General features: G+C 61.7%; 12 protein-coding genes. 7 read left to right on the forward strand and 5 right to left on the reverse strand.

What is annotated here, in order from left to right:
- The first annotated feature begins 36 nt into the window (after positions 1-36).
- The 6 genes from pip (at position 37) to infB (ending at position 7,342) form a co-directional block, all read left to right on the forward strand.
- On the forward strand, positions 37-1,008 hold the full coding sequence (gene pip, locus AB4M76_RS14140) for a prolyl aminopeptidase (protein WP_368442592.1): 972 nt from the start codon (positions 37-39) through the stop codon (positions 1,006-1,008).
- On the forward strand, positions 1,005-1,868 hold the full coding sequence (locus AB4M76_RS14145) for an ABC transporter substrate-binding protein (protein ID WP_368442593.1): 864 nt from the start codon (positions 1,005-1,007) through the stop codon (positions 1,866-1,868). The genes pip and AB4M76_RS14145 overlap by 4 nt, the downstream gene beginning before the upstream one ends.
- A 151-nt stretch (positions 1,869-2,019) precedes the next feature.
- Positions 2,020-2,598, forward strand: coding sequence for a ribosome maturation factor RimP (gene rimP, locus AB4M76_RS14150; RefSeq protein ID WP_368442594.1), 579 nt, complete (start codon positions 2,020-2,022; stop codon positions 2,596-2,598).
- Positions 2,598-4,226 carry a transcription termination factor NusA gene (gene nusA / locus AB4M76_RS14155; RefSeq protein ID WP_368442595.1) on the forward strand — a complete coding sequence of 543 codons (1,629 nt, stop codon included), beginning with the start codon at positions 2,598-2,600 and terminating at the stop codon, positions 4,224-4,226. Before rimP ends, nusA begins: the two co-directional genes overlap by 1 nt.
- A 20-nt stretch (positions 4,227-4,246) precedes the next feature.
- Positions 4,247-4,867 (forward strand): RNA-binding protein, encoded by a 621-nt coding sequence (locus AB4M76_RS14160; RefSeq protein ID WP_368442597.1) that lies wholly within the window; start codon positions 4,247-4,249, stop codon positions 4,865-4,867.
- Positions 4,868-4,876: 9 nt separating this feature from the next.
- Complete coding sequence (gene infB, locus AB4M76_RS14165; protein WP_368442598.1) at positions 4,877-7,342, forward strand: translation initiation factor IF-2; 2,466 nt, start codon at positions 4,877-4,879, stop codon at positions 7,340-7,342.
- A gap of 9 nt (positions 7,343-7,351) precedes the next feature.
- Here infB and AB4M76_RS14170 read toward each other — a convergent pair whose 3' ends face one another.
- The 5 genes from AB4M76_RS14170 to AB4M76_RS14190 form a co-directional block, all read right to left on the reverse strand.
- Positions 7,352-8,158: a metallophosphoesterase gene (locus AB4M76_RS14170; protein ID WP_368442599.1), complete on the reverse strand. Its 807-nt coding sequence runs from the start codon at positions 8,156-8,158 to the stop codon at positions 7,352-7,354.
- Positions 8,155-9,072, reverse strand: coding sequence for a diacylglycerol kinase family protein (locus AB4M76_RS14175; RefSeq protein ID WP_368442600.1), 918 nt, complete (start codon positions 9,070-9,072; stop codon positions 8,155-8,157). The genes AB4M76_RS14170 and AB4M76_RS14175 overlap by 4 nt, the downstream gene beginning before the upstream one ends.
- Before the next feature lie 333 nt (positions 9,073-9,405).
- Positions 9,406-9,804, reverse strand: coding sequence for a (deoxy)nucleoside triphosphate pyrophosphohydrolase (locus AB4M76_RS14180; protein ID WP_368442601.1), 399 nt, complete (start codon positions 9,802-9,804; stop codon positions 9,406-9,408).
- Between the two features lie 3 nt (positions 9,805-9,807).
- Complete coding sequence (gene argJ / locus AB4M76_RS14185) at positions 9,808-11,040, reverse strand: bifunctional glutamate N-acetyltransferase/amino-acid acetyltransferase ArgJ (RefSeq protein ID WP_368442602.1); 1,233 nt, start codon at positions 11,038-11,040, stop codon at positions 9,808-9,810.
- 3 nt (positions 11,041-11,043) lie between these two features.
- The gene (locus AB4M76_RS14190; protein WP_368442603.1) at positions 11,044-11,892 is read right to left on the reverse strand and encodes a peptidylprolyl isomerase; all 849 of its coding nucleotides are present in this window, start codon (positions 11,890-11,892) and stop codon (positions 11,044-11,046) included.
- 173 nt (positions 11,893-12,065) lie between these two features.
- Here AB4M76_RS14190 and secA point away from each other — a divergent pair, with 173 nt between their 5' ends.
- Positions 12,066-14,768: a preprotein translocase subunit SecA gene (gene secA / locus AB4M76_RS14195; RefSeq protein WP_368442604.1), complete on the forward strand. Its 2,703-nt coding sequence runs from the start codon at positions 12,066-12,068 to the stop codon at positions 14,766-14,768.
- Positions 14,769-14,870 lie beyond the last annotated feature (102 nt).

Below are 14,870 nucleotides of genomic sequence, written 5' to 3' on the forward strand. Positions count from 1 at the left end.
GTGCTTTTTTGGGTTCAGTGACTATATAGGGCGGTAATGGACAAGTATCCCGACCAAAAACGCGGTGCATCGCATCTTTATCCGCCGGTTCAGCCTTTTGACCAGCGGATGCTTTCTGTCGGGCAGGGGCATCAGGTCTATGTCGAGCAATGTGGCAACCCGGATGGTATCCCCGTTGTCGTGCTCCATGGCGGCCCCGGCGGCGGCTGTAGCCCGGCCATGCGGCGCTATTTCGACCCAAAGAAATACCGCGTGGTGCTGTTTGACCAGCGCGGCTGCGGGCGGTCCAAGCCCCATGCGATGGTCACCGACAACACCACATGGCATCTGGTTGCCGATATCGAGCTGATTCGCAGCACGCTGGGCATTGGTCAATGGATGGTCTTTGGCGGCTCATGGGGTGCCACGCTGGCGCTGATCTACGCCCAGGCGCATCCCGAGGCGGTGCGCCATCTGATCCTGCGCGGTGTCTTTCTGATGACCAAGGCCGAGCTGGATTGGTTCTATGGCGGCGGGGCCGGGCGGTTCTGGCCCGAGCTTTGGGCGCGGTTCGTGAACCTGATCCCCGAAAGTGAGCGCGACGACCTGATCGCCGCCTATCATCGCCGGCTGTTTTCCGGCGATCTGGCGGTTGAGCAGGAATACGGGCGCGCCTGGGCTGCATGGGAAAACGCGCTGGCCTCGGTGCATTCCGACGGCGTGTCGCATGGCGGCCCGTCATCCTATGCGCGGGCGTTTTCGCGGTTGGAGAACCATTATTTCACCAACAATGGCTTTCTGGAGTTCGACGGTCAGATCCTCGAACATATGGGGCGCATCGCCCATATCCCCGGCGTCATCGTGCAGGGGCGCTATGACATGATCTGCCCGCCTGCGGGGGCCTATGCGCTGGCCCAACGCTGGCCGAAAGCCGATCTGCGGATGATCCGCAATGCGGGCCATGCGCTGTCGGAGCCGGGGATCAGTGTCGAATTGGTGCGGACGATGGATCGGATCGGGCAGGGATGAGCGGGCGCAGTTCACTTCTGGATCGCCGGGCGCTGTTCACCACCGGTGCCGCGGCGGCTTTGCTTGCCGCGACGGGGGCGCGTGCTGCGGAGCCGCCGCGCCGGGGCGGGCGGCTGCGGCTGGCGCTCTCGGGGGCGACGCGAGAGGACAGCTGGACCCGGGGCGACGGGCTGTTCATGCAGGTCGCGCGGCAGGGGGTGGTGTTCGATACGCTGACCGAAGTGGCGGGCAACGGGATCCTGAAGGGCGAGTTGGCGACCAATTGGCAAGCCAGCGAGGGCGCCCGGCTCTGGCGGTTTGATCTGCGGCCCGAGGTGCGGTTCCACGACGGCAGCCCGCTGACCGCCCGCGATGTGGTGGCGAGCCTGCAAAGTCTGCTGCCCGAGGCCGAAGTTGCGGCCCATGGCGCATTGCACGTCCAGATCACGCTGGCCCAGGCGAATCCCGGTCTGCCGCTGCTGCTGTCCGAACCGCGTTTCGTGATCCGCCCGGCCCATGCCCCGGAAGAGGGGATCGGCACCGGGCTTTACCGTCTGCGGCGCTTTTCCGCCGGTCGTCAGGTCTTGGCCGAGCGGGTGGAGACCCATTATAAGGACGGCACGGCGGGCTGGTTCGACATGGTCGAACTGGTCTCCATCCCGGCCCGAGAGGTGCGGGCACAGGCGCTGATGGAACAGCTTGTCGACGCAGCGGATTTGCCCGCCCGCCCGCGGTTTCGGGAACGCGCGGATGTGGTCCTGCACAGCGATGCGCAGGGCGGGATCACCGTGCTGTCGAACGCCCTGCGCCAGCCGCCAAACCCCGGTCGCCAGGCGCCGATGGACAACCTGCGCGCGCCCGAGCGCTGGTGGTTCGGCTGAGAGGGGTTGCAGTTTCACCCCATTCGGCCTATATCCCCTCTCAACAGCGGCGCTTTCGGGTCCAAACCGAAGGTTCCACCGATCTTGAACACGGGCCGCGCGCCCGTTTTTTTATGCCTGAACGAAACTGCCAGATTAAATTGGAAGTCTCATGTCGAATGACCTGATTGCCAAAGCCGCCATCGACCGCCGCCTGGCCGAGATCATCAGCCCGGTGATCGAGGATATGGGCTTCGAACTGGTGCGCGTCCGCCTGATGTCGGGCAAATCCACGACCCTCCAGGTCATGGCCGACCGGCCCGATGGCGGGATCGAAGTGGATGAATGCGCCAAGATTTCGCAGGCCATCGGCGCGGTCTTGGATGTCGAAGACCCGATCCTGGACGAGTATTCGCTCGAAGTGTCGAGCCCCGGCATCGACCGGCCGCTGACGCGGCTTAAGGATTTCGACGCATTCGAGGGCTATGAGGCCAAGATCGAAACCACCGAACTGATCGACGGCCGCCGCCGCTTCAAAGGCGAGCTGGCAGGCGTCGAAGGTGGCGAAGTGCTGATCAATGTCGAAGAAGGCACCATCGGCTTGCAGTTTGATTGGCTCAGCGATGCCAAACTGGTGCTGACCGACGAGTTGATCAAGGAAATGCTGCGCCAGCGCAAAGCGTCTGGCGCGATCGACGAAACCGATTTTGATGATATCGAGACTGAAGAGTCTGCTGAGGGAGACACCTAATGGCCATTACATCTGCAAACCAGCTTGAGCTGTTGCAAACCGCCGAAGCGGTGGCGCGCGAAAAGATGATCGACCCCGGTCTGGTCGTCGAAGCGATGGAAGAGTCCCTCGCCCGCGCCGCCAAGTCCCGCTACGGCGCCGAGATGGACATCCGGGTCGACATCGACCGCAAAACCGGCAAGGCGACCTTCACCCGCGTCCGCACCGTGGTCGAGGATGACGAGCTTGAGAACTATCAGGCCGAGTTCACCGTGGAACAGGCCAAGCAATATATGGCGGACCCCAAGGTGGGCGACCAATATGTCGAGGAAGTCCCCCCGGTCGAGATGGGCCGGATCGCGGCGCAATCGGCCAAACAGGTGATCTTGCAAAAGGTCCGCGAAGCTGAGCGTGATCGTCAGTACGAAGAATTCAAGGACCGCGCCGGCACGATCATCAACGGTCTGGTCAAGCGCGAAGAATACGGCAATGTCATCGTCGATGTGGGCGCGGGCGAAGCGATCCTGCGCCGCAACGAGAAGATCGGCCGCGAGAGCTATCGCCCGAACGACCGTATCCGCGTTTACATCAAGGACGTGCGCCGCGAGCAGCGCGGGCCGCAGATTTTCCTCAGCCGCACCGCGCCTGAGTTCATGGCCGAGCTGTTCAAGATGGAAGTGCCGGAAATCTACGACGGTATCATCGATATCAAAGCGGTCGCCCGTGACCCCGGTTCGCGCGCCAAGATCGCCGTGATCTCGCATGACGGCTCCATCGACCCCGTCGGCGCCTGCGTTGGTATGCGCGGCAGCCGCGTGCAAGCCGTTGTGAACGAGCTTCAGGGCGAGAAGATCGACATTATTCCGTGGAACGAAGACCAGCCCACCTTCCTCGTGAACGCGCTTCAGCCTGCGGAAGTGTCGAAAGTGGTTCTGGACGAGGAAGCCGGCAAGATCGAAGTGGTCGTGCCCGAAGAGCAACTGTCCTTGGCCATTGGCCGCCGCGGTCAGAACGTGCGCCTGGCGTCGCAGCTGACCGGTCTCGATATTGACATCATGACCGAAGAGCAGGAAAGCCAGCGCCGTCAGGCCGAGTTTGAACTGCGCACCAAGCTGTTCATGGACAACCTCGATCTCGACGAATTCTTTGCCCAACTGCTGGTTTCCGAAGGTTTCACCAACCTCGAAGAAGTGGCCTATGTCGAAGTCGACGAACTGCTGGTCATCGACGGTGTCGACGAAGACACCGCTGGCGAATTGCAGGCCCGGGCCCGCGATGTGCTCGAAGCGCAGAACAAAGCCGCGCTCGACAATGCCCGCGCGCTCGGTGTTGAAGATAGCCTGGTTGAATTTGAGGGACTGACCCCCCAAATGATAGAGGCGCTGGCCAAGGACGACGTGAAAACGCTGGAAGACTTTGCCACCTGCGCCGATTGGGAACTGGCCGGCGGCTGGACAACCGTAAATGGCGAGCGTGTGAAAGACGATGGCGCGCTTGAGCCTTTCGACGTCAGCCTTGAGGACGCGCAGGAAATGATCATGACCGCCCGCGTCATGCTGGGCTGGGTCGATCCGACCGAGCTGGAAGCCGATGCGGACGAAGACGACGTGGAAACAGACGGCGAGACCGCCGAGGAGGCCGAGGCCTAAGCCGGGCCTCGGGGGTGCACATGGGACGCGGTGGCGCTTCGAATGACCAGCAGACTGGTCCAGAACGCAAGTGCATTGCCACGGGCGAGGTGCAGCCGAAACACGGGTTGATCCGCTTTGTGGTCGGCCCGGACAATCACGTTTACCCGGATATTCTGGGTAAACTGCCGGGCCGGGGCATCTATGTCGCGGCAGACCGCGCTGCGCTGGAACTGGCGGTGAAGAAAAAGGCCTTCTCCCGGTCGGCGAAACAGCCGGTCACGCTGCCAGAGGGGCTGGTCGACGAAGTCGAACAGCAGTTGGCGCGCCGGGTGGTGGAGCTGATCTCGCTCCAGCGCAAGGCAGGCAAGGCGGTTGCCGGTTACGAAAAGGTCAAGGGTTGGTTGCAAACCGAAGAGGCCGAAGTATTGATACAGGCCGTAGATGGGTCAGGGCGCGGGAAATCCAAGCTGAGCACCCCACACTATGGCCATTACATCGGTTGGCTGACAGCCGATGAATTGGGTTTGGCATTCGGTCGCCAAACTGTGATACATGGGGCGCTCGCCTCTGGCGGACTCACGCAACGTGTTGTAGAGGAAGCCGGACGACTTAAAGGCGTGCGCGTAAACGAGGGTGGCAGCGGCCATCCGAAAGGATAGACGAGCTTCATGAGCGATAGTGATGGCAAGAAAACATTGGGTCTGCGCGGCGGCGCACGTCCGGGGAATGTAAAGCAAAGCTTTAGCCACGGGCGGACCAAGAACGTTGTGGTCGAAACCAAGCGCAAACGTGTTGTGGTGCCCAAACCGGGTGGCCAGAAACCAACCGGGCCGGGCGCCGGGCCGATTGGCGATCCCAAAAAGCGCCCCGCAGGCATTACTGACGCCGAGATGGAGCGTCGTCTGAAGGCTGTGCAGGCCGCCAAGGCCCGTGAGGCCGAGGAAGCCGCGCAGCGTGAAGCCGAGGAAAAGGCCCGCGCCGAAGAGCGTGAGCGCCGCCGGGCCGAGATCGAAGCCAAGGAGCGCGAAGAGCGCGAGCGGGAAGAGAGCCTCAAGGCCAAGGCCGAGGAAGACGCCCGCCGCAAGCGCGAAGCGGAGGAAGCGGCCGCCGCCCCGGTGGCGGAGCCGACCCCGGCGCGTGAGCAGCCCAGCAAACCTGCCCCTGCCGCAACCCCGCGCAAGACCGAGCGGGACCGCGAGGACACCAAGAAGCGCAGCAAAGGGGGCGACAGCCGCCGGTCTGGCAAGCTCACGGTGAACCAAGCGCTCGCCGGTGGCGAAGGTGGCCGTCAGCGCTCCATGGCGCAGATGAAGCGCAAGCAGGAGCGCGCCCGCCAAAAGGCGATGGGCGGTCAGGTCGAGCGTGAAAAGATCGTGCGCGAAGTGCAGCTGCCGCCCGCGATTGTGGTCTCTGAACTTGCGGTCCGCATGGCCGAGAAGATCGGCGCGGTGGTGAAGTCGCTGATGCAAAACGGCATGATGGTGACCCAGAATGAAGTGATCGACGCCGATACCGCCGAGCTGATCATCGAAGAATTCGGCCATAAGGTTGTCCGGGTCTCCGATGCTGACGTTGAAGACGTGATCAAAGAGGTCGAGGATAAGCCCGAAGACCTGAAACCGCGTCCGCCGGTCATCACGATCATGGGCCATGTTGACCACGGTAAGACCTCACTGCTTGACGCGATCCGGAATGCGAAAGTGGTTGCCGGCGAAGCCGGTGGCATCACCCAGCACATCGGCGCCTATCAGGTCAAAACCGACAATGGCACCGTGTTGTCCTTCCTCGACACGCCAGGCCACGCGGCCTTTACCTCGATGCGTTCGCGCGGGGCTCAGGTGACGGATATCGTGGTTCTTGTGGTTGCGGCGGACGATGCCGTGATGCCGCAGACGATCGAGGCGATTGCCCATGCGAAAGCGGCCAAAGTGCCGATGATCGTGGCGATCAACAAGATCGACAAACCTGCCGCCAACCCCGACAAAGTGCGCACCGATCTGTTGCAGCACGAAGTCATCGTCGAAAAGATGTCTGGCGATGTGCAGGATGTCGAAGTCTCGGCCACCACCGGCCAGGGCCTCGATGATCTGCTCGAAGCGATTGCCCTGCAGTCCGAGATCCTTGAACTGAAAGCGAACCCGGACCGGGCCGCTGTCGGTGCGGTGATCGAAGCGCAGCTTGACGTGGGCCGTGGCCCCGTGGCGACCGTGCTGGTTCAGAACGGCACCCTGCGTCAGGGCGATATCTTCGTTGTGGGTGAGCAATACGGTAAGGTCCGTGCGCTGATCAACGACCAGGGTGAACGCGTCAAGGAAGCCGGGCCATCGGTGCCGGTTGAGGTGCTCGGCATCAACGGCACGCCAGAGGCCGGTGACGTCTTGAACGTGACCGAAACCGAAGCGCAGGCCCGCGAGATCGCCGAATACCGCGCCAATGCCGCCAAGGACAAACGTGCCGCCGCCGGTGCCGCCACCACGCTGGAACAGCTGATGGCCAATGCCAAGGCGAACGAAGACGTCAGCGAGCTGCCGATCTTGGTCAAGGCCGACGTGCAGGGCTCTGCCGAAGCCATCGTTCAGGCGATGGAGAAAATCGGCAACGACGAGGTTCGTGTTCGGGTTCTGCACTCCGGTGTGGGCGCGATCACCGAGACCGATGTCGGGCTTGCCGAAGCCTCCGGCGCGCCGATCATGGGCTTTAACGTGCGTGCCAATGCCTCGGCGCGGAACACGGCCAACCAGAAGAGCGTGGAAATCCGCTACTACTCGGTCATCTATGACCTGGTTGACGATGTGAAAGCCGCGGCCTCCGGTCTGCTGAGCAATGAGATCAAAGAGAACTTCATTGGCTACGCGACGATCAAGGAAGTCTTTAAGGTCACCGGCGTCGGCAAGGTTGCGGGCTGTCTGGTCACCGAAGGGGTGGCACGCCGCTCCGCCGGTGTGCGTCTGCTGCGCGACAACGTGGTGATCCACGAAGGCACGCTGAAGACCCTGAAGCGCTTCAAGGACGAAGTGGCCGAAGTGCAGTCCGGTCAGGAATGCGGCATGGCATTCGAGAATTACGATGACATCCGCCCCGACGATGTGATCGAAATCTTTGAGCGCGAAGAAGTGACCCGCACACTTGCCTAAACTTCGGCGTTAGACGATGAATTCCCCAGAGGCCCGGTTAAATTGCCGGGCCTCTGCTTTTACAAAGGCCCCCCGCCTATCGTCATAGGTGATCCGCGCCACATCAAGCTGCACCGGTGAGACATCGATCAGGTTGAAATCATTGGGCTCGCCGCGTTGGCGCGAGGACAGGCTGGTCCCAGCGTGAAGCTGGATGGCATGATGCCCATCCTGTTCAGCCGCCAAATGCGCAAAGGTGCCGGCGTGCCAGATGTGCAGATGCCCCGACAGGATCAAATCGGCGCCGCAGTTGAGCAACCGCCGCAAAGCGCGCTTTGCCCCGGGGATCGGCTTTTTCTTCGTCGTATTGGGATGGTCGAGCGGGTGGTGACAGACCGCAATGCGCAAGGCATCTTTCGCGCCCCCCGACAGCGCCGCGCAGGCCCGGCGCAGGCGACGGCCACCCAGACGCCCGGTCTGCCATTTAAAGCGGTCCACCGTGTTGATCCCCACGGCGATATAGTCGCCGCCCTGATGGACCGGCGTCAGATCGCGGGCGATCCAAGCGCGGTAATAGCGCCAGGGCGCGAGGAAACGGGTAAAGGGCCGGTGAAACGGGATATCATGGTTGCCGGGCACGCTCAGCACCGGCGCATTGACGCGGTCAATAAAGGCCCGTGCCGCCCGATATTCCTTTTCCCGCGCCCGTTGGGTCAGATCGCCGGAGATGATGACCAGATCCGGCGCATATCCGTTCACCGCGTCGAGCAGCGGCACGATCAGATCGGGGCGATCCTTGCCGAAATGCAGGTCAGACAGGTGAATCAAACGGCTCATCTCACACCTGCTTTGGCATCTTGGGGGACAAAGATATGCATGGGGTCGGTCGCGCGGCGCAGGCGGTAAGGGCCGCGCATCACCGAAATCTCGCCATCCCGCGCCACGGAGCGTTTCTTGCGATTGCTCCCGATGATGATCTCCTTGCCGCAGAGCATTTCGTAATCCGTATGCGGCCGTGCCACCCCGATGGCCAAGGCCACAGCATGCCACAGCAGCCCCCAGCGGTAGGTGTTTGGCGCGACCAGCAGAACGATATCCCCCCGGGCGATACAGTCTTGCCCGTCCAGCCCCATCTGGTCGAGTTGAAAGGCATTGTTGACGGCAAACACCAGCGGCGTGTCTATCTGCTGCTCAACCCCATCAACGGCGATGTTCAGCCGCAGGGTGGTGCGGAAGGTCACCAGCGCCTTGAGGACAGACCAATAGGCGGCAACGCGGCTGCGTCCCCAGCGGCGGTAGATGCCTTCTCGGGTTTTCAGAATGGCGGGATAGGCGCCGATACTGGCGTTGTTCAGAAAGGTCTGGTCGTTGATCGTCGCCACATGCACCGGGCGCTGTTGACCGGCGGCAATCACATCGACGGCGCGGTCGAGATCATCGGGGATCTCCATCGACCGGGCGAAATAATTGAATGTCCCCTGCGGGATCACCCCCAAGACGCGATCCTGCCCGACCATGACAGAGGCCACGCCCGAGATCGTCCCGTCCCCCCCGGCGACCGCAATGATGTCATGGGGCTGCGCCAGCGCCTGTTCGGTCGCGGCCTGGGGGCTGGTCTTTTTGTCGATATAGATAAATTCTGCCGGGATCTCATGCCGGGCGAAAGCGTCGCGGATGTCGGCTTCGGCCTGATTGCCGTTCTGTTTGCCGGAACTCCGGTTCAGGATCACGATAGCGCGTTTCACTGACATAATATCCCCTGCCCTTGGTCAGGGGGAAACGCGGCGCTGCTGTTATTTGTTCACGCAACCTGCACTGTCGCAGCAAATAATCGCCCGGCCCGGTTAGACCGGGCGTCCTTTGAAGATTTTGCCATCGACCCGCACAGCGATCAGCCCGCTGGCGAGGGTTTGAACAAAGATTCCCTGAACGTAGATACAACTTCCGATGGTTATAGTCCGTAGCATGGCGTCACCCTTTCAGCAGTTTCGTTAAGCCTGCATCAAAATGATGTGGTTATGGTAAAAAATGTAGCGACATGCTGATCAATTCAGCGTGTCTGTGCATTTGCGCAACGCCGAAAGTTACAGCCAATCGCGCAATATCGGGATCAGCGGCACGTCGGCGGCGGGCATCGGATAATCCCGCATCTGGTTAGGGCGCACCCATTTCAGGGTCTGGCCTTCGCGCGACATGGGCGTTCCCCCCCATTTGCGGCAGGCAAAGAGCGGCATCAGCAGGTGGAAATGTGCATAGCTGTGGCTGGCAAAGGTCAGCGGGGCGAGGCAGGATTGCCATGTCTCGATCCCCAGCTCTTCGTGCAATTCGCGGATCAGAGCGGCTTCGGGGGTTTCGCCGGGCTCAACCTTGCCGCCCGGAAACTCCCAGAGCCCCGCCATCGGCTTGCCCTCGGGGCGCTGCGCAAGCAGCACCCGCCCATCAATGTCGATCAGCGCGACAGCGGAAACAAGTAGTGTTTTCAAAGCTCAGGACCGGTAGTCAGCGTTGATGTCGATATAGCCGTGGGTCAGATCGCAGGTCCAGACGGTGCAACGGCCGTCGCCCAAGCCCAGATCAACGCCGATGACGATATTCTCGCCCTTCATATGCGCGGCGGCGGCCTCTTCTGAATAGTCGGGGCTGCGCCAGCCATCGCGGGCGACTTCGACATCGCCAAAGCGGATCGACAGGCGGTCGCGGTCGGCGGCGGCGCCGGATTTTCCGATCGCCATGACCACGCGCCCCCAGTTCGGGTCCTCACCCGCGATGGCCGTTTTGATCAGGGGGGAGTTGGCGATGGCAAAGGCATGGGCCTTTGCGTCTTCATCATGGCTCGCGCCGGTGATGGTGACTTCGACGAATTTGCTGGCCCCCTCACCGTCGCGCACCACCTGATGCGCAAGGTCGCGCATCACATCGTGCAAGGCGGCATCGAAGGCGTCGTTATCAGAGACATCGACACCCGAAGCGCCGGTGGCGGCCATGATCAAAGCGTCTGAGGTCGAAGTGTCGCTATCGACCGTGATGCAGTTGAAAGTGCTTTCTGTATGGACCGACAGCCGCTGTTGCAGCTTGTCCTGCTCAATCTGCGCGTCGGTGAAGATATAGACCAGCATCGTGGCCATATCAGGGGCGATCATGCCCGAGCCCTTGGCAATGCCCGCGATAGAAACGGTCTTGCCCTCAACCTCAACCTCGACCGTGGCAGAGGCGCCTTTGGGGAAAGTGTCGGTCGTCATGATGGCCCGCGCGGCCTCTTCGATGCCCGCGGGGGACAGGCTGTCATGCAGATCGCCCAGCACGGCAGTGATGCGCTCATGGGGCAGGGGCTCGCCAATGACACCGGTGGAGGAGGTGAAGACCCGCGCCTGTGGCACGCCGCAGACTTCTGCCGCCGCCGCGGTGATCGCCTCGACCGCATCGGTGCCGCCGCGGCCGGTAAAGGCGTTGGCATTGCCGGAGTTCACCACAATGGCGGCGCCTTCATCCGAGGCGCCGCCGATTTTTGCCTGGCAGTCCAGCACCGGGGCGGCGCGGGTGGCGGAGCGCGTGAACGCGCCCGCCACGGCACTGCCCGGCACCAGTTTCGCCAACATCACGTCGCTGCGGCCCTGATAGCGGACCCCCGCGGCGATGGTGGCAAATGTCACGCCGTCGATGACCGGCAGATCGGGAAAACGGGCCGGGGCGAGCGGCGAGACAGCCAGTGCTTTACCCATGGGTCAGTTCAGCCAATCGGTGTTTTTCAGCACGCTGGGGTCGATCCCCTCGGCGGCGCTGCGGTCGACATCGGCCTCATCGGTCAGGCTCTCGATCGCTTTCTGCACGTTGGTCTGGCGGATCTGGGTTTCCAGCTCTTCACGCACTTCGTCCAGGGCGGGCGCTTCTGAGGTGCGCGTCTCGTTCAGCTTGATGACATGCCAGCCGAACTGGGTTTCGATCGGGTCAGAGATGTCATCGGCTTCCATGCCTGCGACAGCTTCTTCGAATTCAGGCACCATCATGCCGGGGCCAAACCAACCAAGCGCGCCGCCGCTGGGGCCAGAGGGGCCGGTGGATTTCTCGCGGGCGACTTCCGCGAAATCAGCGCCGCCATCCAGCTCTTCCTTGATCGCCTTGGCCTCTTCTTCGGTCTCTACAAGGATATGCGCGGCGTTGAATTCCTTGCTCGGCTCGGCATCTGCATATTGCGCATCATAGGCGGCTTTCAGGTCTTCGTCGCTGACCTCCTGCGCCATAATGCCCTCAACCGCCTCGCCTGCGGTCAAAGAACGGGTCTCATTTTCGATGGAAAGGGTCACGCGCGGCGGCAGTTCGCCGGAAAAGCTGTCGGCCAATGCGGTTTGCTGCACCAATTGATCCAAAATGCCCTTGAACAGCACCTCATCGGGCAGCTGCTGGTATTGCTGGGGCAGGGTCGCACGGGCGACGATCATATGGCCAAGCGTGATTTCAGTGTCGTTGACAGTGGCAACAACCGTGTCGACACCCGGTTCGTCTTGCGCGGCGACAGGCAGCGCCACAGCGGCGGCAAGCGCCAAAGACGACAGAAAAGTGAGGGGTTTTTGCATGGTTGGGTCCAATCGCTTCCTTCGTAGCAAGGCTGCTACATTGACAGTGTATGGCACGCCCCTTACATCGCCTTATGGCGCTGAGAGGCGCGGGCTCATCCACTATCTATGGGCTGCCATGGCGCTCGGCAAGCGGGTCGGCGCAAGACATCATAACTTCGGCGGGAGATTACATGCTGGGTATCGGAACAATCGCCAAAAAGGTCTTTGGCACGCCAAACGACCGGAAGATCAAGGCGACCCGGCCGCTTGTGGCTCGGATCAACGCGCTGGAGCCTGAGTTTGAAAAGCTGAGCGACGAGGAAATCAAGGCGCGCACCGCGGAATTGGCCAAACGGGCCGAGGCGGGCGAGAGCCTTGACGATCTGCTGCCCGAAGCTTTTGCCAACTGCCGCGAAGCCGCCCGCCGCACGCTGGGCCTGCGCGCCTTTGACACCCAGCTTCTGGGCGGGATTTTCCTGCATCAGGGCAATATTGCCGAGCAGAAAACCGGTGAGGGCAAGACCCTGACCGCGACTTTCGCCGCTTACCTGAACGGGTTGACGCATAAGGGCGTGCATATCGTCACCGTCAACGAATACCTCGCCAAACGCGATGCCGAATGGATGGGCAAGGTCTTTGCCGCGCTTGGGCTGACCACCGGCGTGGCCTATTCCGGCATGCCCGAAGACCGGAAACGCGCGGCCTATGCCAGCGACATCACCTATGCCACCAACAACGAGCTGGGCTTCGACTACCTGCGCGACAATATGAAGTCGAGCCTGTCGGAAATGCTGCAACGCGGGCATAACTTTGCCATCGTGGACGAGGTCGACAGTATCCTGATCGACGAGGCGCGGACGCCGCTGATCATCTCCGGCCCCTCGCAGGACCGTTCCGAGATGTATCAGATCATCGACGCGCTGATCCCCTCGCTCACCGAAGAACACTATGAGCTCGACGAGAAAACCCGCAACGTCACCTTCACCGATGAGGGCAATGAATTCCTCGAAGAGCAGCTGCGCGCCCGGGATCTGATCGAAGAGGGGATGACCCTTTACGATCCCGAAAGCACGACCATCGTGCACCATGTGAACCAAGGTCTGCGTGCACATAAGCTGTTCCAGCGCGACAAGGATTACATCGTACGCGATGGCGCGGTGACATTGATTGACGAATTTACCGGCCGCATGATGCCGGGCCGCCGCCTGTCGGACGGTCTGCATCAGGCGATTGAGGCCAAGGAAGGGGTTGATATCCAGCCCGAGAACGTGACCCTCGCCAGCGTCACTTTCCAGAACTACTTCCGGCTCTATGACAAGCTCGCGGGTATGACCGGCACGGCGCTGACCGAAGCCGAAGAATTTGCCACGATCTACGGTCTGGGCGTGGTCGAAGTGCCGACCAATGTGCCAATCGCCCGGGTGGACGAAGACGACGCCGTCTACCGCACCGCGCGCGAGAAATACGACGCGATGATCGAAAAGGTGAAGGAAGCCCATGCAAAGGGCCAGCCCTGCCTTGTCGGCACCACCTCGATCGAGAAATCCGAACAGCTCAGCACCATGCTGACCGCTGCGGGCATCGAGCACAACGTTTTGAACGCCCGCCAGCACGAGCAGGAAGCGCAGATCATCGCCGAGGCCGGCAAGCTCGGCGCGGTGACCATCGCCACCAATATGGCCGGACGCGGGACCGACATTCAGCTCGGCGGCAACGTCGAGATGAAGGTGCTCGACGCGCTGGACGCCGACCCCGACGCTGATCCTGCCAATATTCGCGCGCAAATCGAGGCGCAGCACGCCGAAGAGAAACAGAAGGTGCTGGAGGCCGGGGGTCTTTACGTTCTGGCCTCGGAACGTCACGAAAGCCGCCGGATCGACAACCAACTGCGCGGCCGTTCGGGCCGTCAGGGTGACCCGGGCCGGACCTCCTTCTTCCTCTCGCTGGAAGACGACCTGATGCGTATTTTCGGCTCTGAACGGCTGGAAAAAGTGCTGACGACGCTGGGCCTGAAAGAAGGCGAAGCGATTGTGCACCCTTGGGTCAACAAGTCGCTGGAACGCGCGCAGGCCAAGGTCGAAGGCCGCAACTTTGACATTCGCAAGCAGCTCTTGAAATTCGACGATGTGATGAACGAGCAGCGCAAGGTGATCTTTGGCCAACGCCGCGACATCATGGAAGCGCAAGACCTTAACGAGATCGTCACGGATATGCGCGAACAGGTGATCGACGACCTGATCGACACCTATATGCCGCCCAAGACCTATGCCGATCAGTGGGACACCCAAGGCTTCTATGCCGCGGTGATCGAACAGCTCAACGTCGATGTGCCGATCATCGCATGGTGCGAAGAAGACGGTGTGGATGACGAGGTGATCCGCGAACGTCTGATGGAGGCCACCGATAAGATGATGGCCGAAAAGACCGAGAAGTTCGGCGAAGAGAACATGCGCAACATCGAAAAGCAGCTGTTGTTGCAGGCCATCGACACCAAATGGCGCGACCACCTGCTGACGCTGGAGCATCTGCGCTCGGTCGTGGGTTTCCGCAGCTACGCGCAGCGCGACCCGCTGAATGAGTATAAGAACGAAGCCTTCCAACTGTTCGAGACAATGCTCGACAGTCTGCGTCAGGAAGTGACGCAGAAGCTGGGCCAGATCCAGCCGATGAGCGAAGAGCAGCGGCAGGAAATGATGCGCGAAATGGCGGCGCGGCAAGCGGCAATGCAGGCCGCGGCGACGGAAGCAGCCGACGCCTCTGCTGAAAAGGCCGAGGCTGCGGTTGCGGGTTTTGACGAGAACGAACCCACGACTTGGGGCAATCCGGGCCGCAACGATCCCTGCCCCTGTGGCTCTGGCAAGAAGTTCAAACATTGCCACGGTCAGATCACCTGAGCGCCGCCACCTTTTCGCCCCTAACTTGGCCTGTCAGGGCCATAACGCGGCCCTGATCCTGCACCATGAAGGTCTCCGACGATTCCGTTGAAGGAGACCTGC

The sequence above is a fragment of the Sulfitobacter sp. PS-8MA genome, assembly GCF_040933935.1.
Classification (GTDB): Bacteria; Pseudomonadota; Alphaproteobacteria; order Rhodobacterales; family Rhodobacteraceae; genus Sulfitobacter.